This is a genomic window from Salmonirosea aquatica, from assembly GCF_009296315.1.
GTDB classification, from domain to species: domain Bacteria; phylum Bacteroidota; class Bacteroidia; order Cytophagales; family Spirosomataceae; genus Salmonirosea; species Salmonirosea aquatica.
Window position 1 is genome coordinate 5,842,999 of the sequence record NZ_WHLY01000002.1, and the last position, 20,042, is coordinate 5,863,040.

The 20,042-nt window shown below is 57.9% G+C and carries 20 protein-coding genes and 1 pseudogene; 2 read left to right on the top strand and 19 right to left on the bottom strand.

Annotation, left to right across the window (positions count from 1 at the left end):
- Window positions 1-57: 57 nt before the first annotated feature.
- The 3 genes from GBK04_RS25220 to GBK04_RS25230 all read right to left on the bottom strand — a co-directional run bounded on the left by GBK04_RS25220 (window position 58) and on the right by GBK04_RS25230 (window position 5,503).
- Window positions 58-3,900 (bottom strand): hypothetical protein, encoded by a 3,843-nt coding sequence (locus GBK04_RS25220; RefSeq protein WP_152764551.1) that lies wholly within the window; start codon window positions 3,898-3,900, stop codon window positions 58-60.
- 23 nt (window positions 3,901-3,923) lie between these two features.
- Entirely contained in the window at window positions 3,924-4,598 is a 675-nt protein-coding gene (locus GBK04_RS25225) for a hypothetical protein (protein WP_152764553.1), read from the bottom strand.
- Window positions 4,599-4,666: 68 nt separating this feature from the next.
- Window positions 4,667-5,503: a DNA adenine methylase gene (locus GBK04_RS25230; protein ID WP_152764555.1), complete on the bottom strand. Its 837-nt coding sequence runs from the start codon at window positions 5,501-5,503 to the stop codon at window positions 4,667-4,669.
- Window positions 5,504-5,621: 118 nt separating this feature from the next.
- Here GBK04_RS25230 and GBK04_RS25235 point away from each other — a divergent pair, with 118 nt between their 5' ends.
- Window positions 5,622-5,909 (top strand): hypothetical protein, encoded by a 288-nt coding sequence (locus GBK04_RS25235; RefSeq protein WP_152764557.1) that lies wholly within the window; start codon window positions 5,622-5,624, stop codon window positions 5,907-5,909.
- A 192-nt stretch (window positions 5,910-6,101) separates the two neighbouring features.
- The gene (locus GBK04_RS31075; protein WP_373331329.1) at window positions 6,102-6,257 is read left to right on the top strand and encodes a hypothetical protein; all 156 of its coding nucleotides are present in this window, start codon (window positions 6,102-6,104) and stop codon (window positions 6,255-6,257) included.
- Here the strand turns inward: GBK04_RS31075 and GBK04_RS25240 are convergent.
- The 16 genes and pseudogenes from GBK04_RS25240 to GBK04_RS25305 form a co-directional block, all read right to left on the bottom strand.
- A complete protein-coding gene (locus tag GBK04_RS25240) occupies window positions 6,254-7,648 on the bottom strand; it encodes a hypothetical protein (protein ID WP_152764559.1) in 1,395 nt (464 codons plus the stop codon). The genes GBK04_RS31075 and GBK04_RS25240 overlap by 4 nt on opposite strands.
- Window positions 7,645-7,965, bottom strand: a complete 321-nt coding sequence (locus GBK04_RS25245) for a hypothetical protein (protein WP_152764561.1) — start codon at window positions 7,963-7,965, stop codon at window positions 7,645-7,647. The genes GBK04_RS25240 and GBK04_RS25245 overlap by 4 nt, the downstream gene beginning before the upstream one ends.
- A 105-nt stretch (window positions 7,966-8,070) precedes the next feature.
- A pseudogene (locus GBK04_RS31080) lies at window positions 8,071-8,163 on the bottom strand (hypothetical protein); the annotation flags it as partial.
- Between the two features lie 622 nt (window positions 8,164-8,785).
- Window positions 8,786-9,670: a hypothetical protein gene (locus tag GBK04_RS25255; protein WP_152764566.1), complete on the bottom strand. Its 885-nt coding sequence runs from the start codon at window positions 9,668-9,670 to the stop codon at window positions 8,786-8,788.
- A gap of 2 nt (window positions 9,671-9,672) precedes the next feature.
- Window positions 9,673-10,149 carry a hypothetical protein gene (locus tag GBK04_RS25260; protein ID WP_152764569.1) on the bottom strand — a complete coding sequence of 159 codons (477 nt, stop codon included), beginning with the start codon at window positions 10,147-10,149 and terminating at the stop codon, window positions 9,673-9,675.
- The gene (locus GBK04_RS25265) at window positions 10,139-11,002 is read right to left on the bottom strand and encodes a hypothetical protein (protein ID WP_152764570.1); all 864 of its coding nucleotides are present in this window, start codon (window positions 11,000-11,002) and stop codon (window positions 10,139-10,141) included. Before GBK04_RS25265 ends, GBK04_RS25260 begins: the two co-directional genes overlap by 11 nt.
- Window positions 10,999-11,175, bottom strand: coding sequence for a hypothetical protein (locus GBK04_RS31085; RefSeq protein WP_373331330.1), 177 nt, complete (start codon window positions 11,173-11,175; stop codon window positions 10,999-11,001). Before GBK04_RS31085 ends, GBK04_RS25265 begins: the two co-directional genes overlap by 4 nt.
- Window positions 11,176-11,230: 55 nt before the next feature.
- Window positions 11,231-11,710 carry a DUF5675 family protein gene (locus GBK04_RS25270; RefSeq protein ID WP_152764572.1) on the bottom strand — a complete coding sequence of 160 codons (480 nt, stop codon included), beginning with the start codon at window positions 11,708-11,710 and terminating at the stop codon, window positions 11,231-11,233.
- Window positions 11,710-12,432 (bottom strand): hypothetical protein, encoded by a 723-nt coding sequence (locus GBK04_RS25275; RefSeq protein WP_152764574.1) that lies wholly within the window; start codon window positions 12,430-12,432, stop codon window positions 11,710-11,712. Before GBK04_RS25275 ends, GBK04_RS25270 begins: the two co-directional genes overlap by 1 nt.
- Window positions 12,433-12,446: 14 nt before the next feature.
- Window positions 12,447-12,845: a hypothetical protein gene (locus GBK04_RS25280; RefSeq protein ID WP_152764576.1), complete on the bottom strand. Its 399-nt coding sequence runs from the start codon at window positions 12,843-12,845 to the stop codon at window positions 12,447-12,449.
- Window positions 12,842-15,046 (bottom strand): hypothetical protein, encoded by a 2,205-nt coding sequence (locus tag GBK04_RS25285; protein ID WP_152764578.1) that lies wholly within the window; start codon window positions 15,044-15,046, stop codon window positions 12,842-12,844. Before GBK04_RS25285 ends, GBK04_RS25280 begins: the two co-directional genes overlap by 4 nt.
- A 5-nt stretch (window positions 15,047-15,051) precedes the next feature.
- The gene (locus tag GBK04_RS25290; RefSeq protein WP_152764580.1) at window positions 15,052-16,020 is read right to left on the bottom strand and encodes a DUF6712 family protein; all 969 of its coding nucleotides are present in this window, start codon (window positions 16,018-16,020) and stop codon (window positions 15,052-15,054) included.
- Between the two features lie 12 nt (window positions 16,021-16,032).
- Window positions 16,033-17,313: a hypothetical protein gene (locus tag GBK04_RS25295; RefSeq protein ID WP_152764582.1), complete on the bottom strand. Its 1,281-nt coding sequence runs from the start codon at window positions 17,311-17,313 to the stop codon at window positions 16,033-16,035.
- Window position 17,314: 1 nt separating this feature from the next.
- Window positions 17,315-17,695, bottom strand: coding sequence for a hypothetical protein (locus GBK04_RS25300; RefSeq protein WP_152764584.1), 381 nt, complete (start codon window positions 17,693-17,695; stop codon window positions 17,315-17,317).
- Between the two features lie 855 nt (window positions 17,696-18,550).
- A complete protein-coding gene (locus GBK04_RS31090; RefSeq protein WP_373331331.1) occupies window positions 18,551-18,712 on the bottom strand; it encodes a hypothetical protein in 162 nt (53 codons plus the stop codon).
- Between the two features lie 96 nt (window positions 18,713-18,808).
- A complete protein-coding gene (locus GBK04_RS25305; RefSeq protein WP_152764586.1) occupies window positions 18,809-20,026 on the bottom strand; it encodes a phage integrase SAM-like domain-containing protein in 1,218 nt (405 codons plus the stop codon).
- Window positions 20,027-20,042 lie beyond the last annotated feature (16 nt).

Genomic DNA, 20,042 nt, shown 5'->3' on the forward strand with positions numbered 1-20,042 from the left:
TTATTTATTCTTCAACGGACCGAGTGCCGGTGGCACAAAGTGGCAAAGTTTCAGGCACTATCCTCCCGTGGTGCCTCCCAGGCTGCTGATGGCCCCGATTAGCTCGCTGAACCGGCCCTGGGTGTTGGCCGCGTTCACGGCCCCTTCCACGCTCCGCACCGCGCTCTCCACCCGGCTCAGCCCGCCGCTCATCTCATTGCCCGTACCCACCACGGCGGTCGACACCTGGTCGAGCTTCTCGACGGTCACAACCAGGCCGTCGACGATATCCTGCAACAGCTGGAGCTGCATCTCGCCCTGCTTCTGGGCCTTCTCGTGGGCGGCCTGGGCTGCGGCCGTGTCGCCGTTGATGCCGACGCCCCCCTGGTCGATGCCGCCGTAAGCGCCGGCATCGTCAAAACCATAGCTGTCCATCATGGCTTCGGCTTCCGCCGCTGCCTTGGCCGCGTCGGCTTCGGCCTGCCGGGCCATCTCTTCGGCCTCCTTCTTCTTCTTCTTGATGCCGAACAGGTACATCGATTTCTCGAAGTACGGGCTCTCGAACCGCCCACCGTCCCGGAAGGCCATCGGCGGAGCAGCCGCCACCGGCTTGTCGCGCATGCCCGGCGTGCGGGCGTTGCGGAACATCCGCTCGATGATCGGCCAGTTGGCTTCGGTCTGCTCGCGCGACACGATCGCTTCATCACCCTCCATCTCGCCCACCTCCCGGCCGCTCGCCCGGTCGATGAGCTGGATACCCCCCTGCCCGTACTGGCTGCCGTGCCGGCCGCCCCGGGCTACGAAGCCCCCGTGGTCGAACTGGGGTGGGGTTTGGTTCTTGATCTTGTTGATCTGGATCGCCGTCACCACGCCGGCCGTCGCGGCCAGAACAATATTCAGCGGAAAAAAATTGGCGAGGGCCTTCAGGATCGCCAGCGCCCCGGTGATCAAGGCCGTGGCGATGTCGGCCTTCTTCTGGGCCTCCCAGGCCTTTTTCTTCTCGGCGCTTTCCTTCTCCCGGTAGATCCGGTTCTCTTCGGCGATCGCCTCCTCCAGGTCGACCTTGGTGTCGTACTTCTGCTGGGCTTCGTCTTCGGCCAGCTTCACCTGGGTTTCGGAGGCCTCCGTGGCTTCGGCCAGCACCGCTTCAGTAGTTTCGGTGGTGAAGGTGGTCAGCTCGTCGATGGTCTTTTTCTTCGATTCGAGCTCTTCTTCAGCCAGCTTGACCTTGGTCTCCGACTCTTCCTTCGCCAGTTTGATCTTGGCCTCGATGGCCTGCTTCTCGTCCTCGGTCTTGGCCAGGTTGGCCTCATGTTGCAGATCCTTGATTTTCTGCTCTTCGGCCGCCTTCATCTGCTGGAACTGCTCCGAATAGTACCTCTTGAGCGCATCGCGCTTCTCTTCCTCCGAAGTGGTCTCACTGGTCAGGATGCGCTGCAACTCCGTCAGGCGGGCCGTCTCCGCATCCTTCAGCGCCTGCACGTAGTTGGAGCTGCTGGTGATCAGCGACTCGGTGACGGTCAGCTCGTTTTGCAGGATGCCCAGCTTAGCGTCGCGCTCCCGGGCGGCTTCGGCGATATGTTTCTCGGCTTTCTGCTGGGCCAGGTTGTTCAGGAAGGCCACGGCCTGGGTAGCGGCCTGCGCCCCCATCTCGTAGTACTGCATGTCCGCCGACATCTGCTCCTGTAGCTTCGTCTTGTGGCCTTGCAGCATCGACGACGCCGTACTCATGAACCCATCCAGATCACCCTTCAGCAGCGACGCAAACATGTCGGAGTAGGCTTTCAGGTTAGCCTTCTTCTTCTCCTGCAAGTCCTTATCGATCGCCAGTTTCTCCGCCGCGGTCTTGGCTTCGGCGGTTACGGCCTCCTGCTGGTAGCGGGCGTCGATGGCGTTCAGAGCCACTGCGAGCTGCTCCAAATCCGTGATCTCGGTGGCGGCTTTCTGACTTTCGGCCAGGCGCTCGGCTTCCAGTTTCTCTTTGAGGAAGCGCAGTTCCAAGTCAAGCCGCTCCTTCTTGATCGCAACGAGTTTGGTGGCATTGCCCCGGGCCTGGATCTCCTTCCAGTCCAGCAGGGCCATCTCGGCCTGCCGCTCCTGCCCCCGGATGAAGTTCTCGGCTTCCAGCCGCTTCTGAGCCGCTTCGGCTTCCGCCGCCCGTTTCTTTTTCAGGAAATCAGCCTGAGCCTTCTCCAGCTCCGCATCGGCATTACGGTTGATCGCCACCCGGGCCGCCTCCTTATTCTTTTCGTCGGCCAGCGAATCGTTGATTTCCTTTAAGCGCTTCCGGCGTTTTTCCTCAATCTTAGCCGTCTCCACTTCCAGCGAATTATCGGCCGTTTTCTGATCATGCTCGGCTTCCAGCTGCGCCAGCAGTTCCAGGGCTTTCTCATTGGCTTTGCCGATATCTTCCAGGTTTTTTTCCTCGATTTTCTTCTTTTTGGCGGCCTCCTTCTCAGCCTCCTTCTCCCGTTTGGCGGCCTCCTTTTTCTGGGCGTCGGTAAGTTGCCCCTGGTAGGCGTCCCCCTGCTTCTTACCGGCAAATTCCGCCTTCACGGCCGCGTCCGGATTCACCCACATGTTGGCAATTTCCTTGGCCCCCTGCTGCACATTATTCTTAATGGCCAACACTGACTTCTCCGCGTACTTTGAGGATTGGTCCATCGCGGTCTTAGCCCCTGACAAGTTGCCTTCCAATGCCAGCTTGCCCGCTTCCACCAGGGAGAAGATAGATTTACCAGCGTTCATCACGGTGTCCACTACCCCCATCACCAGGCTCTTGGCCACGAGCACCACCGTCCCGATGGCTTTCCCCAGGAAACCAATGAGAGGTAGTGCCATCTGGATCAGGTCAATGATGGCGATGAATACCGGTTTCAGGCCGGTACCCAGCTCCACCGTCAGGGCATCGAAGCTATCCCCCAGGTTGGAGGATTTGCCGTCGAGCGTTTGCATCATCTCGGCATTCTGGCCGGCTACACCGGTCATCGCGCCCATCGCGATCATGGCGTCGTAGATGGCCTGCTCGTTGTTTTTGACGGTCTGGGTCTGCCCTTTGAAGCTGAGCGAAACGTTATCCCCTTCCTTTTTGGCCTTGATCCCGAATTCCTTCAGGCGCTCGAATTCCCCCTGCTGCGCATCCAGTACCGCTTCCACCAGCTGGTCGAAGGTCTTTCCCTGGGAAGCCGCCAGGTCGGCCAGGGCCACCATTTCCTTTTGCGAAGGCCGCAGCCCTCGGTTTACCATCTTCACGTAGCCATCCGTCAGCTCGTCCACCGAAAAGGCGGTTTCCGCGGCCATTTTCTTAATGGCCTCCATGCTCTGTTTGGCTTCCTTCTGCGAACCGAGAGCCGTCTCGAGTACCTTGCCGTACTTCTCAAATTTGGCCGTGGTCTCAAAAATCTTGGTACCGATCGAGATAATGAATTGCAGGATCTGCAACGCCATGATGGCCTGGAAGGCCGTTCCCACGGATTTTACCCCCGATGATATCTTCCCCCACAATCCCGGCTTGGCCAGGTCATCCCCCGCCCCTTTCAATTCCTTGGCCTGCTTGTTGGCTTTGGCCAGCTCCTGCTCCACCTCGCCCAGGCGTTTACTGTTGGTGGCGAAATCCTGAGAGCTCCGATCGGCGTTTTTCAACTCTTTGGCCAGCGCCTTGGCATGCTGCTCCAACTGGCGGATCGTCATATCCGCCACGTTCATCTGTTTCAGTTCCAGCGCCAGTTTCTTGGCCGCTTCCTCGGTACCTTTCAGCTCAGCTTTGTACTTCTGCCATTTCTCCGAACCCTTGCCCCCATCCAGTTCAATCTCTTTGATGGTCTTCCGGAGTTCCTTGGCTTTGGTATTCGTCGAGTCGATTTCATTCTGAAGCTTGGTGGCATCACCCAGCATCTCGATCTTTATTTGATCATTCGTCATCGATCACTTGTGTATGGTGTGGATTATTGGGCATTCTTCCGGGCCAGCTTGGTGTCGCGGGCGTTCCAGGCCGCCTGGATCCGGCCGGCATTCATGCCATCTGAGGGTGTGGGCACCGACACATCGAAGCCCAGGGCTTCTTCCAGGCTTTGCAGGGAGTACACGCTCGTGGCGGCTTTCAGGTCTTCGTAGAATTGCGGCAGGATGCGGTATTTGAGCTCCTCGTTGTAGATGCCCCGGTAGCCCCGCCTCACGTTGGGCCGGGCTTTTAGGTTGTACTGGATGCCCGAAGCGATACGGTAGATCTGCTCGGTCTCGGTGGCGGGCCGTACCCCCTGGGGATAGCCCGGCACGTAGGCGAACTTGCTCAGGCCTACCCGCTCGACCCATTGCAGCAGCGGGGCCAGCGGCGGGATGGTGAAGTACTGCATCGTCTTCACGTCTTTGAGCCGGAGCAGGGTGCTGAAAAGCACCGACGTCGAGATCGTCTTCCCCCCGACTTCCACCGTGCCGGCCTTGATCGATTCCAGCAGTTCGCCGGTATCCACCAGCCCCTCCCGGCGCACGGCATCCTCGAACGCCCGTTCGGAGCGTTTGGCCAGGTCCTCGTAAAGTTTTTGCAGGATGGGATGATCGCCGAAGTTCGCCACGTAATGCCGCCGGAATGGTTTACAGAAGCTAATTTGGCGGGCTTTCAAACCCCACGAAAGGACAAAAAGAAAGCCCCGCTCAGTGAGCAGGGCCTTTTATTTTCCGACAAACACAGTTAATAATTCCAGGTCAGGCACTCGACCTTGGTTTTCTTTTCTTTGCGCCGGCCGTCGACCAGGAGCGCCTTGGTATGATCCTCCCGGTTCCAGCCGAACTCATCCCGGTAGTCCATCAGCAGCTGCTCCGGATAGCTGCTGAGCAGGAACTTGCCCTTCATCTTGGCGCAGGCGTCGAGCAGCGCCCGGAAGTCGTCGAGCGTGTAGCCGGCGTAGTGGCCCTGCTGGGAGCTGACGTAGGGTGGATCCAGGTAGAAGAAGGCATCTTCACAGTCGTAGGCCTTGATCACTTTGAGGACATCGTAGCACTCGATGGTCACGCGTTTGAGGCGATCCTTGTAGGCCTGCGTCAGCATTTCCTTCTTATTGAAGAGTTTCAAAGCACACTTTCCGCCCCGGTCATAGCCGAAGCCCCCGCCGATCATGGTGCCGAAGCTCATGTTGGTCTGTAGCCACACCGCCCAGGCGCAGGCCACCGGGTTGGTGATCTCCTCCAACTGGGATTCGTAGAACTCGTCAGATTCCTTATGCTGGGCGCGGCTGTGGAAAGTCTCATCCACTTTGACCAGCAGATCGTCAAAGTCGTATTTCAGCACTTTGTAGAAGGTAATCAGCCGATGGTTGATATCGTTGACCACTTCGGCCTCGCTAGGGGCTTTGCCCCAGAATACCGCCCCACCCCCGAAGAAGGGTTCAATGTAGATTTTGTGGGAGGGGATCTTGGGCAGGATGTGCCGGAGCATTTGTTGTTTTCCCCCGTAATAGGAGATGGGCGTTTTCATTTCCCGCTGGGCGGCATTCCGCCGGATGGCGGGGGCTTTGGTTTCCTTTTTCATGGCTAATTTTAAGTATGGGTACAAAAAACTGCCACCCGGCCCCCGTTGGAAAGGACAAGTAATTGTACTACTTTTCCGCCCGAACACAGGAGCGCAACCTGTCCAAAATCTGCATTCGATGGAAAATTTAAATTGGCAGGAAGGGGTGGAAGCCGGCAAAGCCGCCTACTCCCGAATCATGGGCCGTGGCCGTAAGTGGCAGGCCAGGAGAATTCCGATCTACATTCGGGAGAATCTTCTGGTGCCTTACTACATCACCTACGAGGGAGAATTCCTGCTGCTGCACGTGGTCAAGTACCCCGAGCAGGAATCCGAAAAGGTAAGCTACGAAGTCGCGGTCCGGCTCAAAATCAATGAAACCGCCGCGCTTCTTAGTCTCCAGCAATCGTCTGGCCAAAACGAATGACCAGTTTATCGTTCATACCCGCAAGCCAGCCCTGCTGGTCCGGATACTCATTAGCGGCGAAAGCGATGAAGTTTCCCCACTGACCGTGAAAGTGCCGGTTCCACATTCCGATCGGCTATCGTTGGAGTTGATCCGGGTATGGGAAGAAGCTCCCGAAGAAGTCATTTTGGCCACCCTAAAGCGCATGGCTGTATGGTACCAGCAAACCCAAACAAGGTAAGAAAGTCACCCCGGTGGTGGCGCATCGTGCGCTGGTACTGGCATGCGTTCACTGATTTGCTCTTCCCTGCTCCGGAAGAGACCACCCGCAAAGAATGGCGGGAGCATCAGTCCTGGAAGCGTTCCTAGACGCCCCCGATCAGCAGCGCCGTGGCCTTGTCCCGGATCGGCACCGTGATGTTCAGCTGGGCTAGCAGATAGTCCACCCCCTCGATGTGGATCTTCTTGGCAAAGTCCAGCCGGGCCAGGTCGGTCTCGCTCAGCACCAAGGACTTTTGCAGGTAAAACATCCGTTTCCGTAGCGCGATCGTTTCCTTCCAAGTCGTCGTGGCCAGGACAGCCGGGAACAGCGAATAATCCCCCAGCGTGTTCGTCGCCTTGGGTACTCCCCCTACCAGGCCGTGCCAGAACAACAGGCGCGGGTCCCAGGTTTTGGCATCCTGGGCAAATTGACTGGTCTGCCCCTCCTGCCGGCACATGGCCAGGCCGGTGCCGGTATCGGTCAGCAGGGTCGAAAACTTCATCTCCACCTTGGCAATCCCATTTTTTCCACCAGGTACCTCCGGAGAAATATAGTCGGCCAGCGGCACTGGCTTGTCCTTGGCCAGGGCATCGCTCCCGTCGACAGCCATCACCAGCTGGATCCTGTTATTGGGCTCAGGCGTTTTGGTTTCCCCCAGCAGCGCCCTGCCAGTCCAGTTGCGCGTGGTTTCGGCCAATAGATCGTTTTCCCAGAAATCAATCCGCAGGTGTTTCTTCACCGGGTTAAAGCTCAGCTTCAGGTTGGGTACCTTCCGGAGTTCCAGCAGAAACTGGCCGATCGTCCAGGGCGGCAGGTGATTGCTGATATCGATCGGCCCGGCCTCCCAGGCCCGCATGTTGGCCAGCACCAGCTGGCTCCACTCCGGATGCTCGAAGAAGTCGCCGTCGACGGTGGTATCCGTCAGTTCGGCCATCTTTTTGAGGATCCAGGCCACGCCGAAATGAGGCACCTTGGGCCCCGTGACGTAGGCTCCGGCCTGGTAGTCGTTCACCCGGCCGGAGTAGGACACCGACGCGCCGTTGGTACCGTAAAACGCCTCGTTCAGGATCGTCGGGAAGCAAACACAAATCATGCCCTCGTCCACGATGACGACCGGCAGCGGCGTTGGTGCTTCGATGGTACCGAAGTCGATCTCCTGCATCGAGAGGTTCTGGTACGCTCCGAAAAACAGGCCGAGCCTGTCGGTATAGGTACCCTTATATCCTCCCATTTCGCTGGCCTCGGTCAGGATCAGGTACCCTTCCCGGATCAGCTCTCCGCCGTAGAAGTGCTGGAATTCCAGCTCGGGCAGGTAGGCACCGGCCTGCGGCTCCTCGTAGTAGGAGAAGATGGCCCGGTTATGGCGCACGGCCGGCAGGGCGGGCAGCTGGGCCTGGTTGCCCGGTACGCTGTCGTACACCAGGTAGGGGTTCACCAGGGCGTAGTGTATCTTGTGCCCGGGCGGCGTGTATACCTCCTGGCCGTTTATACGGATCATGGATTCTGTACTTGCATGATGAGTGGCTCGTCGGAACTGTTCACGACGATTTGGTCAAAGAGAAAGAAGCCCGCATCGGTCACGGCGAACTCCCGGCCCTTGCCCACCAGCACCAGCTTGCAGGCATGGACCGGCTGGTTGCTGTACTGCACCGACACGAGGATGTCGTAGGTACCCGGCGGCAGGGTACCCTCCGACTGGCGTACGACCGAAGGCGTAAGCCCGATGGAGTTGGGCACCAGCTCGGTATTGTTCACCCGCAGGGCTACTACCGGCCCGTACTTGCCGCTGGACGTGGCGACCAGGCTGGAATTCATCGGGATCAGGTGCTCGATGGCCAGGTGGACAGGCGTGTTGTTAACCGTGCAGCTGCCGTTGGCATCGGCGTAGGCCTGGGTATTGAGGCTCCGGTACTCGGCTTCGGCCAGGGCGTCGGCATCGCCGGGCTTCTCGGCCCCGTAGCGGCCGGCTTCGATGCTGATCGTGGCCGCCCCCCCAGGAAGCCCGCCCCGCAGGTGGTGCGCCGGAACGTGCCCGCGCGGACGATAGCCGCACTGGGATACGGCGTGGAGCCCACCAGGATGCTGTGGTCGACGATCGGCGGTATGTAGTCCGGATCACCCGGCGCGTTGGCCTTGACGGTATACGGCTTCACCAGGCTGGCGTCGTCGGCATAGACCTGTTCCAGACGCTGGAACACCAGCTTGCCGGTCCGCTTGCCGTACGCATCCAGGATGGGCACCAGGCTGACGCCCCGCCAGCGCGTGGCCCGCAGGGGCACCGGCGCGGCGGCCGGCAGCACCGAGAAGTTCTCCACCGTGTCCAGGATCCGGAACGAGAAGGTCCGGGCCACCAGGTCGGCGTCGTCGTACTCGTCGACCAGCGTGCTGGTCAGCAGTTGCAGCGGCCGGTGGCCCTTGTCGGTCACCAGGTAGAGCTCGTCGGCCAGCAGCAGCTCGTCCAGGTAGCGCAGGTAGGCCGTGGCATCGGTCCCAAAGTAGCCGGTACTGGCCTGGAACTGGTACTCGCCCTCGGTGTGGATCACGCGCAGCTCCGAGAAGTCGACGCCGGCGTCGGCAGGCCGCTCCACTTCGGCCACATTCTGCGACACCGACAGCGTCCGCTGGCCCTGCCCGGTCAGCCGCAGGGTGTCCCAGCCCCCAGGCTGTTGACGAACAGCACACTCCGCTCCTGGGGCTGGTAGGCATCGTCGGGCAGGTAGGTGCGGGTCTCGCTCAGGCGGCGGTCGTTCTGGTCGGAAAGCCACACCTCATACCGGGTCACCGTGGCCGGAATCCCCAGCACGGCCGCGCCCACCGGGCAGCCCACCACGGCATAGAGCAGCGGGTTGTCGAGCGTCAGCACCGTCACCGCCTCCGGAATGGAGCCGTCGGCCGGGTAGTGCTGCACCCGCAGGCGCACCTGCTCCGGAGCGGGCGAAATATTCAGCAGGAAGTACAGGTACTCCTCCTGGCTACGGCCCACGCGCTTGTGGTCGGGCTGCCAGGTCAGGAACTGCCGGTGCTCGGCCTGCCAGACGTTCCAGAAGGCCTCGCCGAAGGCCACGAAGTCCTCATTGGCCAGGCCGGCCTTAATGGCCTGGGCCTTGGGCAGGGTCTTTTCCAGGTTCACCGCCGGCAGTCCGCCCGTCACGTTCTCGCGCAGGCAGAAGGCCGTCGTCTGGGTCAGCGACAGGCTCAGCACGTTCTGGGCCCGGCGTGGCTTGGCGTGTGAGAGCAGGCCGTCGAGCTTGCCGTTGCGACCGCCGTTGTAGCGGAACTCCGCCCCGGCGTAACGCTGAATGCCGCCCTGCTCTTCCACCGGTGCCTCGCGGCCCTCGGAGGTGTGTAGCGCCTCGAGGTTGCCCGAAAACGGGAATTCCGGCACCAGCAGCGTCAGCTGGTACGACAGGCCCACCCGGCTGGTGAGGGCCGGGTCGGCGGCCTCGATGCGGTGCAGCAGGGCGTTGCGCGTGAATTTGAGGGGCAGGAAGGTAAGGCCGGTGGCTAGTGCGTCGATCATGGTCAGGAATAAATTTCGTTGGCGGGCAGGCCCATTTTCAGCTTAAGCTCGTAGCCGTAGGCGGCGTCACTACCGGTGGTGTAGAGCACGGGATCCATCTGGATGCTGTCGAAATCCAGGTAGTTGGCATAGCACCGGTGGTCGGTGTGCAGCTTTTTCAGCACGGTGCTGGCGGTCGCTTCCGCCTGGCGGTAGGCCGCGTCGACGTCCTCCCGCTGCTGCGAGTCGGCATAGCAGAAAAAATAGGCGATCATCTCGAACATGGCCAGCTGGAGGGCGTTCTCCACCAGGCGGCCCCGGTAGCGCGGCCGCATCACGAAGATGCCCGGGTAGACCTCCTCCGAGCGGGAGTCTTCCAGGAGGCGGTCCATGCCGTTGGCGTCGGACAGCTGCACGTAATTCACGCCGGGCTGGGCGCGCAGGATGGGTTCCAGGTAGGGCCAGAAAAGACCATCGGTGGGATTTTGTTCAGGCATCATTCTGGGCTTTTATCCGTTCGTTCTCCGCCTTTACATCCTTGTGGTGCTCTTCCAGGAACTGGAACACCTCGTGGGCATTGGCCTGGCGGGTAGCGGCCATGTTGCCGAAGATCTGCTTTTCGGCCAGCAGGTGGTGGTTCTTGATCAGCGCCTGGCCGGGGTAGTCCTCCTTCCTGGGAGGGCCGCTTTCGCCGCTCTCGAAAATGTCGAAGTGGGCGTAGAAATCCTTCAGGCTGCCCATAAAATACACCAGGGCCAGCACCTTCTGCTCCGCAAACCGTCCGCGGAGCCGCACGGCCCGGGCGCGCACCTGGTGTTCGTTGTAGAATTCGCGGGGGTCGCCGTTCCATTCAGGGGCCTGCCGGTCCCGCTCCGGAAGCGCCGGCCGGCAGACGGTGGCCACCAGGTAGTCGAGCCGCTCCTCCCCTTCCACCAGCTGCTTCACAAAGGCCTGGGCGTGGATGTAGGCATCGGTCAGCTCCCCGAAGCTCATGGTGGCCAGGCCCGGCTCGAAGAGCAGCCAGGGTTGGCCGTCGACGGTGATGGAAGCGAAGGGCGGTACCGTCAGCTCATCGGTGCGCATCCAGTGGAGCGGCCTGAGCAGTTCGGCCAGCGCCTCGGTACTGGCCACTTTGTGTTCTTCGGAGCGGGAGGCCCCGAAGAAATGGCGCATCTGCTTGCGCCACTGGTAGCCCGAGAAGCCCAGCAGCACCCGGAGCAGCTCGTGGTAGGTCGAGCCGCTTTCCGGTTCCACAAAAACCAGCTTGAGCACTTCGGGCAACTGTGCCTTCGGCACTTCCGTCCAGTTTTCGGGGAAGCTGTGCTTTCGGCCGTTCATCAGAAACTCTTTCATTTCTTATGACGGAATAGCTCTTGCCAAACGCTCTGCCTCACCAGGCCCGTTTTTAGCCAGGCGGTCGGATATTTCCAGCGCTTATGGCGGATATCGGAAACCACATAGTAGCCAAAGACGATCGGGCAAAGCAGGATCCAGACGATCCAAAAACCTATTTTCTTTAAAAACATATTTCCGAGATTTTAGACTTATCGCTTTACAAATGTCAGCATTTCCGACATAGGCTTACACCAGCAACCTTCCAGCCGCATCCTCATACGCCTGCTCGATGGTGTACCACACTTCTTCCTTAGCAGCCAGGGCCGCCGTGATTTCTTTGGAGATCGGATCAAACAGATCCTTGCTCTGCCGGACGCAGTACTCGCCGCCCTCGTAGCCCCAGCTCAGGCCCACCAGCACACAGCCCAGCGTGTCCCTGATCCAGTTGCCCTTGTGGATGTAGATGTACTCGAAACCGGGCACATTCAACAGCCAGGGGTAGGTACGCTTGAAAGTCGGCGATTCGCGCAGGCTCACCCGGTAGCGCCCGGTCGGGATGGCCGTCTGCCCGTGGACTTTTGTCGCTTTAATGGCTTCGAGCGTCATCGTAGAATGCAAGTCGCGGTCCTTGTCTTCCACGACGTAACCGCGCCGGACTCCATTAATGTACAGGATCGACAGGGTACTGTTCTTCCCCCGCTTGACGCGTTTTTGTAGGATTTCCATTATTGTACGGGCGGTTTCTTGGAGGGTACATAATCCTTCACCTTATCCCAGACCACGCTCAGGATCGTCTTCTTGCCCTGGACAGCGTAGTTCTCCTGGATGGAATAGAATTCAGTAGCCATCATCGTCACCAGGGCCGCGTACTCCAAGCCATGGAAAAGTGTCACTTCCGAACTCTTGATGTTGAAGTGGGCGATGCCGTGGATACTGGTAAGCGTGACGATGTAGTACACCAGCTTCGAGAAGGTCTTCTCCCGGAACACCTTAGCCGTGGGCTTGGGGTACAGCGCCGGGTCGGTGCGGCTCAGGTAGTTCTGCCGGCTGATGCCCGAAATGGCGTTGAGCACCATCATGATCAGCAAATACACCAGGTACTTGAAGTCGGCGAATATGTAGAGCTCCACGAACTCGAGTAGCCAGATGCCCAGCCCCACGCCGAGCGATACCAGGGCGGCCGCCAGGTTGTCATGTAAAAATTTCATGTGGTTGTCGAATGCCTGACCGAGGTCGGCGAGGTAGTTTTTCATCTTGAATGCGTTAAGGGATCGGGGTAAGGACTCCAGCGAGGAAGCCTTCCAGTCGGCCTTTCCAGCGAGCCTTTCGGATGCGGCTCTCAGCTGCCAGAAGTTTCGCCTCGTACTGATCCGCCTGCATGCGCTGTTCAAGGCGCAGGAAATGGATCTCGGATCGAAGGGCCTGGTTTTCTTGGCGTAGGTATTCATGGGCGCGCTCGAGGTTACGATGGAGGGGTTTGAGTTTTTGGTAAAGCAGCATGCTGTCGAGCAGCGCGGACTCGTAGGCTATCCTGAACGGATCGCTCGATGACTGCGCGCAGACTGTCGCGCTGGGGAGCCAGGCCAGGTTCATTACCATAAATCCGGTGAGCCAGGCTGTCGAACGCCTGCTTGGTTTGTTGGACTTGGGCATCTTTAAGGAGAAAGGCATCGTGGGCGGTTTGGGATTCGATCCGGGCCTTGATCACTTTTTCGGCGGCGGTTTCAAGCTTAGATTGGGGTGATTCGTGCTGGCAGCCTTTCCAGACCATGTGTATAAAACTGACAGTTATGGCCGTAAGCGCGAAGCTGATGGTGAACAGAACAAGTGGCCTCGTAAAGAAGGATTCCTGTGGCTTCATAAGGTGACGTTAGCCACGTGGGGCCGCTTGCCGAACACGCGTCCGGAGAAGGTTTTCCCACCGATCGATACCGAGAAATTCCGCCATTCCAGGCCAGCGTAGGGGTCCAGGAAAAATACCGTAGCCTGGTTGCCTTTCACGCGGACCTGGCAGATGCCCCGCTTTTCGCGGTTGGCCGTCAGCACGTCCGAGCCATCGGGCTCAACACCGTAGCTTTTCCCATCGATGGAGAAAGGAAGGTACCTTCTTTCACCGCCCTCGGTCTGCCGGCATTGGCTGGTCAGAGAAATGGCGCCAACATAGTACCCGTCGAGCGCGGCATCCGGCTCGGGTTGGAATTCTCCCTCGAAAGTCGTCCGGTCGGCCCGAATACGCAGACCGTTCAAGGTGGTTTTCGCCGGGTTGTAGCTCAGATTCAGCGTCGTTGCATCCCGGTTGCGGGTGCTCTGGCCATCCCACACCCACAGCCCGTCGCCGTACCACATACTCACAAAACCGTCCGTTACGGCTTCCTCGTAGGGCAATACCGCCAGCGAGGACGTCAGTACCGTATGTCCGGAGATATTGTTTTGCCAGGCAAAACCGGGTGCATAACCCTGCTGGAAAATCTCGAGGAAATTCCAGGTGAAGCCGATCGCTTTATAACCCGCGCGCTTAATTACTTCGTAATGCGACAGTCGGTTGTAGATCGAACGACCAAAGTCCACCGGATCGCTACCGTAGTTTTTCACGTTCACGGTATTGATGGTACCGCCGTAGCTGCGGAAATATTCGTCCCTGATGATCAGCTCCGGCCCGCTGGCGCTGTACTTCCAGCGCTGATCCGCCTCCCAAATGGGCTTCGTCATGAAGCCATAGCCGCCGTAATCGGGCGAAAGGAAATAGGGGTACCCCGCCTGCTTATAGCGTTCGGTGAGCCGCTCCATGATCTGGCGTACCTGGGTACTGCCGTGCGGCAGCCAGATCTCGCCCTCGTTGGTCTCGAAGGCCGCCGCCCCGTGCAGGGGCCAGCGGTCGGCGGCCGCCCGGTAATAGTCGCGGCTGCCGGTGGTCGTAGTGATGCCCAGCACCCGGCAGCCCACCACACGGCCCAATTGCTGGGAGAGGGGCAGGCTGGCGTCGGTGATGTGCGTCTCGCCCCGGCTCTGGCGCAGTTTACTGCTGATGCCGGCGACGCTGGCGTTGTACCCCAGCATTTTCCCGGACGTCACGCTGTTGGCCGGCGCGCGGTAAGGCCAGCTCATGGTGTGCTCGCCCTGGTACCAGCCGGGCGTGATGTCCAGCCAGGCCAGGTCGCCCTGCACGTCGTCGTCGGAGTTGAGCAGGAGGATCGACTGCCCGCCCACGTCGGAGCGCTGTCCCCAACTGTAAGAAGCATTCTGATTGTACCAGGTGTTGCCGGGCTCTGAGGTGTTCCAGCGGGCGGTATAATCCAGCCCGGTGATGTAGTGATGCTTGGTAATGCTCAGCACACCCGATCGGGAATGGTAAGCGTAGTCTTTCAGGGGGGTGGCGCTCTTGACTACAGTATTATTAATCGAGTACCAGTACTCGTAGCCGGCGCGCAGCGGGAAGCTGGCCCGGTCGGTGATCAGGTACCCGTTGTCAGTAGGCGCGAGTACAATGTCCAGATACGTGGTATCGGTGCGGCCGACGTAGGTGTACTGAGGTCCCAGCGTCCGGTCGGGTATGGGTGCCGGATTCGTAGGAACGGTCGGTGATGTTTCCCCTACGGATTTCGGGACCGTGAATTCCCGTGGCTCGGAGGTACCCTGGCAGGTGTTTCCGATCAGTTGCAAGGTGTAGGTACCCGGCGAAAGGGTTTCGTAGCCGATCGTTAGGGTGTTGGACTTGGGCTCGATTTTGCCGGTGCGCCGGGCCGTACCCGATTGGCTGATCTGATAATCCATCCCGAGCACTTTCTCGCCGTGGAAAACGACGACCAGCGATTGATCGGTGACCGAGCCAATGGATCGAATCTCCGGTCCGGCCTTGCAGGGTTCCAGAACCGGCCCTTCGGGCGTCGAAGGAATCACAGGGGGCAGCGAAACGACTGGTCGGGCTTTGAGCACCGAATCGACGTAGTGCCTCACGTACTCCTCACTGGCTAGGCGGCCGGGCGGGAAGAAAACCGAGGTTTGGGCAGTCACTACGCCCAGTGTGACAAACAGGAGCGATAGCCCCAGGAGTATTCTTTTCATACAGATTACAGGATTATGTGGGCTTTATTCGTAAAATCTTCAAAGTCTTCGGAGTAGTCATCAGCCACCAGGTTAAGGGCATAGTAGCCGGCGAAGGTGGTCTCGGTTGCGTTTTTATCCAGGAAGCCACGCAGCTTGGCCAGGAAGAGCTGGCCGTCCTGGAAGAGTTGCCGGCGTTGCGCCTGGCGGTAGGGCTTGTCGGCGATCTCTTCCTCCTGGGTGCCGTCCTTTCTCCGGATCTCGCGCAGACCCGACTCATCGACCTTGATCGGCAGGTAGGGATAGGCTTCGTAGATGGCCAGGGGGGCCAGGGCGTGGCGGATCTTCTCGATCAGCTTCGTTTCCAGCGGAGTCAGGTTAGCGTCAGGATCCTGCCATTTGTCTTTCAGGTCTTCGAAGACCGTCTCGGTGAGCACGTCCTCGATGTAGAGCTGCTCGGCCCGGCGGATGTATTCGGTCAGCGTGTCGAAGAAGCGACGGTTACGGCCGGCCAGGGCGATGTACCGATAGAGCTCGTCGGCCGTCCGGATGAAATACTGGTTGTAGCGTTTGCGGGCGGGTGAGCTCTTCCAGACCTCGGGGTCGAGCTCGCCCAGCAGCTGCCAGAACGACTCCCAGCACAGGTCCACCATGGCCATGTTGGAGTCGCGCATGTCCAGGTACTCCCATTTGGTGATGGCCACCGTGTTGGCGGGCGACACCTTGGTGATGCCCAGGTCGCCGACGCGCTGCTTCAGGTGCGGCAGCGCCATGTCGTAGGCCGCCCAGGCAATGCAGCCGTGGGCCAGCTCGGCCAGTTCCGCTTCGTCGCCTTCGGCGCTTTCGAGTCCGGCCAGGTAGTCGTAGAGTTCAGGGCCGACCGTCCGGCGGAAATCCCGCTCGGCCACCCGCACGAACGGCAGCACGGTGTCGAAGTTGAGCTTGGCCTGGACGCCGCCCAGCTGAGCTTTTAATTTTTCGAGTGTTAGGAGCATTGAATGTGTGGATTAAGATTGTCCGTGGTTGACGACGGCCTCTTTCCCCATCGGGTTGGCATCGAGGGTTTTGAGTTGGACTTCTTTAAAGCTGGCGATCACGTCGGTGTAGCCCATCATGCGCAGGGCCTGGTTAACGGGCTTCAGGATGATGTAGCGCGGGATCGGCGTCCGGAAGTGCTGCTGGTAGTCGGCCATCACCCGGATCTGCGATCCGGAGTCGTTGCCGGAGCCGGCTTTCACGCCACCCAGCGTGGGCAGGATGCCCACCGAGTTGGTGATGGCCTGGTTGGTATTGTTCCAGACCTTGTCGTAGGCGTCGTCCGACATCAGGTTTTTCAAGGGCTCGACCATCACAGAGTCCAGGGCCTTCTGATCGGCTCCGCGCATGTACTTCACCAGCATCGACTTGTTGACGTTCTCCGATCCGCTGAGCCAGCTGCTCAGGTTGTCGCCCCACTTGCTCCACCGGGCCTTGATCTCCTTCGAGTCCAGGTTGCGCGAGCCCTCCTTATCGAAGTAGTCCTGGGGCATCTTGATCAGGTACTTGATGTTGTAGCCGTTCAGGATCCCGTTTTTGTGGAAGGCCGTAATGAGGTTGGCCAGTTCGATGGCTTCTTCGGCGCACCACCAGCTGGGGAAGGCGTAGTTGGGCTGGCCCGGGATCAGCTCGTTGCCCAGGCTCATGGTCACGGTGCGGGCCACATTGTAGTCGCGGTCGAGCCGGTTGAAGGCCGGGATGCGTTCCGATTGCGCGATCTGGTAGTAGCTGTGGTGCCCGAAGTAGGGGTTCACCAGGAAGCCGGGCTTCTGGTCGCGCCGGCCGATGCGGGTTTTGAACGAGTCGCTGACGCTGAGCAGGAACCAGTCGCCGAGCGGGTCGTACTGCCAGCGCGTGAACACGTTGGCGTTGTCGACGCGCTGGTTGATGGCGCTGATCACATAGTCGGTCAGCTCGGTGGCTTCCTTCCACTCTTCCAGGCGGGAATCGGTGTAGGGTACTAGCTGCTCCTTGTTGTCGACGATGATCTTTTTGAAAAAGCCCACGCCCGAGCCGAACATCATGTCGCGGTGGGTCTCAAGCAGCGACCGTACGCTGGTGTTCTTCTGGATCAGCCGACGCATGAGGTTAGGCTGGTTGTCGCCCAGGCCCCAGCGCACGTGCTCGAAAATGTTGAACAGGCCCTCGTCGGTCGAGTAGGATGTGTCGCGGGCGTACAACTGGACGCCGACCTGGTTGCGGCCTCGTTTATCGCCGACGACGAAGAAATTGGATTCGATGGGTTTGAACATGCTACGTGTACTCTCCGTTGGTGTGGTCGATGATGGCACCGTCCACCGCTACGAGCAGGTCGATCAGCAGCCGGAAGTGCTGCCGGTGGGCATCGGTCTCGTCGTGGTTTCGGAACAGGAATTCGTGATTGAGGCTGACCTGGCCGCGGTACTTGCCCGCGCCGGGCAGGTGCCGGAAGCTCTTGCTCACCCGGGGCTTGTGCCCCAGGGTGCCGTCCTTACGCCGGTAGGTGATGGAGTGGATGCTGGGCTGGCCCTGGGCGTCGTCGGCCCGCAGGCTGGCCATCGCCACTTTTCGTTTCACGATCTGCTTTGCCATAGCCCAAAATTCAGGACAGCGACGGCGGCACAAAAGGACGGGATTTCGGGATGGGAAAGGCAAAAAGAACCCCCGCAGCCACCTGGCTGCGGGGTTTGATGTTATAGAACTGCAAATTAATGTGTTCAACAACTTAAGGTGTGAACGTCATTTCATTAAAAGAGCAAAAATCCAAAATACAGTTTGAAAAAGGCCATACTAGAAGTATAAACTATTGCAGAATTACATTCCAGATAGCTTTTGAGGTTTCATTGACAGTAAATATTTATAGGACAAAATAGAGAAAAGTTCGCTGTGAGCATATTTATTTATGTGTAGTTGTTGCTGTTAATAATGATTGTTTATATATTTGTATAACAGTTAGTGTTATACAATTGTATAATATATACATATGAAAAAAGTCCTCCCAAAAGAGAGGACTAGTTATCAGCTAATGAATAAGCTCGGAAACGGATCCTCAAAGGATGACCATTTCCTTAGAAAAGGCTGAAGAAGTAGCCTGATCCAAGCTGATAACTCGGTGAATACTCTGATGAACGGTTGCCAATCTTTGGCCACGTTCTTTTTTTTACCTTTATGCATGGCATATAAGGGATGTGACACAATTGCCTATTTTGTGTCGGGTTATATTGATCGGACGGAAAGTTTGCACGCTCATCGTCCTTTTCAATAGCATAGGCAAAACCATCGTGAATTCACGGTGGTTTTTTTGCAATACTAAGGTACGTGTTTGAGAGTAATCGTCCAATAGCAGAATTTACAAATGCATAATAATTCGTATAATTAATATAAACTTGCTAGAATTGTTCAATAAGTAGTTGTTATAATGCTACTAAATTATTACAAAAGAATTCTCCTCAGCTAAGCTAATATGAGATTCGCAAGTCGGTAGAGCTTTGGGCTAAAAATCAGGCTCAACTATTGAACCTCGTAGCCTTTTTTAAGGTATACCTGGGCTCCTTTACGGCTGGTGACTAGGTAAGCACCCCCTTCCAATAGTACGATCATCAGGCTGGTGCCAGTCGTTTCAAATGCCTGGTCCCGGTAGTTTGTGGCGAAGGTTAGATTAGTCGTTTTCATTTGTCTATCAGTGTTTTATATCGTTGTTTTGATGACTCTAAGTATGCACTAACGTTTTTGACGTGCAAGTCTTTCGCGAATTCTTTTTAGAGTTATTTAGTCATCTACTCCATACACAGTATCAGAAAACCCATCATTCTCTTCGCGCTTGGCCGAAGCAAAGTAATTTTCCGTAACGGATACCGAAGAATGGTCGAGTGCTTCACTCACTAGGTACACGTTCCCCGTTTTTCGGCGGGCTATATCGGCAAAGCTATGACGGGCCACGTGCATACTGATGCTGGGCACTCCTATTTTCACTGCCAGGGCTGTCAGGTGTTTATTGATAAGGGCATTGGCTGCCGATATCACCCCCAGCCATTGATCCTCCGTGAAATGTTTCCGGTTTTTCCCTTTCAGAAAACGAAACACGTAATCGGTGGGCTTTTGGTACGAGAGGCGGTAATAATTCAGGATCTCCGCTGCTTTCGGAATCAGTTTGATCGAACGTGCCTTGCCGGTTTTGCGGGCCGTATAAGTCAGGCGGTCCTTATCCACCTGTCCCCAGGTCAGCTGCAACACATCAGCTGTCCGCATACCTTGGGTATAAAAAGAGAAAAGGAAAATATTACGGGCGTGAAATTCATTGATATCCGGGCGGATCTCCAACCTGGCCAATGCTTCAATCTGCGCCTCGGTTAGCTTGGCTCGCTTGGACTTTTCCTTTTTTACTGAGAAGCGTGCAAAGGGCGAAATGCGCTCCGGCTCGAAATTGCCCGATTTCACCGCATGGTTATAGAGCGCCTTGATCGTCTTGAAATTGGCATGGATGGTATTGGTCGAGTTGCCCAGGCGTTTGAGGTGCCGTTGATAAGCTTCCAGGAATTCGTAATCTATCTCCGAAAACAGCAGATCCTCCTGACGGCGATACTCGCGGAGCTTGGCGATGACCGACCGCTGAGCCTTTCTGGTAGCTGGGCTAGAATGAATCTCAATCCTCCGATCGGCGTACTGAAGAAAGCTATCCCCCAGGACTTCTTTTTTCAATTTCCGCACTAATCCTGTGGCCGTGACCGGTTGCCTGCGCAGGCTACTCTTTAAATATTCCTGTTCCAGCTCCAGAATTTTAGCCTTCACCGTCGCATTTTTCTGGCGGTAAAGTGGATCAGCCTTACGGATTTCTTTTTTTTCGGGGTTCCAATGGGCTTTTAAAACTGACACACCCGAAGAAATTCTTCTTTTTTTTCGCAGTTGGGTGATCCGGATCTGGATGGTATGGGTCCCATCCTTTTTTTCATAAGGATCCAGCTCGGCATCGAACGTTATCTGGCTCATAACTCAGGAACAATTT

Coding starts and splice junctions, on each gene's coding strand:
- GBK04_RS25295 (WP_152764582.1), bottom strand. CDS start 17,313: ATGTTCAAACCCATCGAATCCAATTTCTTCGTCGTCGGCGATAAACGA.
- GBK04_RS25265 (WP_152764570.1), bottom strand. CDS start 11,002: ATGAAAGAGTTTCTGATGAACGGCCGAAAGCACAGCTTCCCCGAAAAC.
- GBK04_RS25220 (WP_152764551.1), bottom strand. CDS start 3,900: ATGACGAATGATCAAATAAAGATCGAGATGCTGGGTGATGCCACCAAG.
- GBK04_RS25290 (WP_152764580.1), bottom strand. CDS start 16,020: ATGCTCCTAACACTCGAAAAATTAAAAGCTCAGCTGGGCGGCGTCCAG.
- GBK04_RS25275 (WP_152764574.1), bottom strand. CDS start 12,432: ATGAATACCTACGCCAAGAAAACCAGGCCCTTCGATCCGAGATCCATT.
- GBK04_RS25230 (WP_152764555.1), bottom strand. CDS start 5,503: ATGAAAAAGGAAACCAAAGCCCCCGCCATCCGGCGGAATGCCGCCCAG.
- GBK04_RS31085 (WP_373331330.1), bottom strand. CDS start 11,175: ATGTTTTTAAAGAAAATAGGTTTTTGGATCGTCTGGATCCTGCTTTGC.
- GBK04_RS25255 (WP_152764566.1), bottom strand. CDS start 9,670: ATGATCGACGCACTAGCCACCGGCCTTACCTTCCTGCCCCTCAAATTC.
- GBK04_RS25270 (WP_152764572.1), bottom strand. CDS start 11,710: ATGGAAATCCTACAAAAACGCGTCAAGCGGGGGAAGAACAGTACCCTG.
- GBK04_RS25245 (WP_152764561.1), bottom strand. CDS start 7,965: ATGAATTCCAGCCTGGTCGCCACGTCCAGCGGCAAGTACGGGCCGGTA.
- GBK04_RS25240 (WP_152764559.1), bottom strand. CDS start 7,648: ATGATCCGTATAAACGGCCAGGAGGTATACACGCCGCCCGGGCACAAG.
- GBK04_RS31090 (WP_373331331.1), bottom strand. CDS start 18,712: ATGAAAACGACTAATCTAACCTTCGCCACAAACTACCGGGACCAGGCA.
- GBK04_RS25280 (WP_152764576.1), bottom strand. CDS start 12,845: ATGAAGCCACAGGAATCCTTCTTTACGAGGCCACTTGTTCTGTTCACC.
- GBK04_RS25285 (WP_152764578.1), bottom strand. CDS start 15,046: ATGAAAAGAATACTCCTGGGGCTATCGCTCCTGTTTGTCACACTGGGC.
- GBK04_RS25305 (WP_152764586.1), bottom strand. CDS start 20,026: ATGAGCCAGATAACGTTCGATGCCGAGCTGGATCCTTATGAAAAAAAG.
- GBK04_RS31075 (WP_373331329.1), top strand. CDS start 6,102: ATGGTACCAGCAAACCCAAACAAGGTAAGAAAGTCACCCCGGTGGTGG.
- GBK04_RS25260 (WP_152764569.1), bottom strand. CDS start 10,149: ATGATGCCTGAACAAAATCCCACCGATGGTCTTTTCTGGCCCTACCTG.
- GBK04_RS25235 (WP_152764557.1), top strand. CDS start 5,622: ATGGAAAATTTAAATTGGCAGGAAGGGGTGGAAGCCGGCAAAGCCGCC.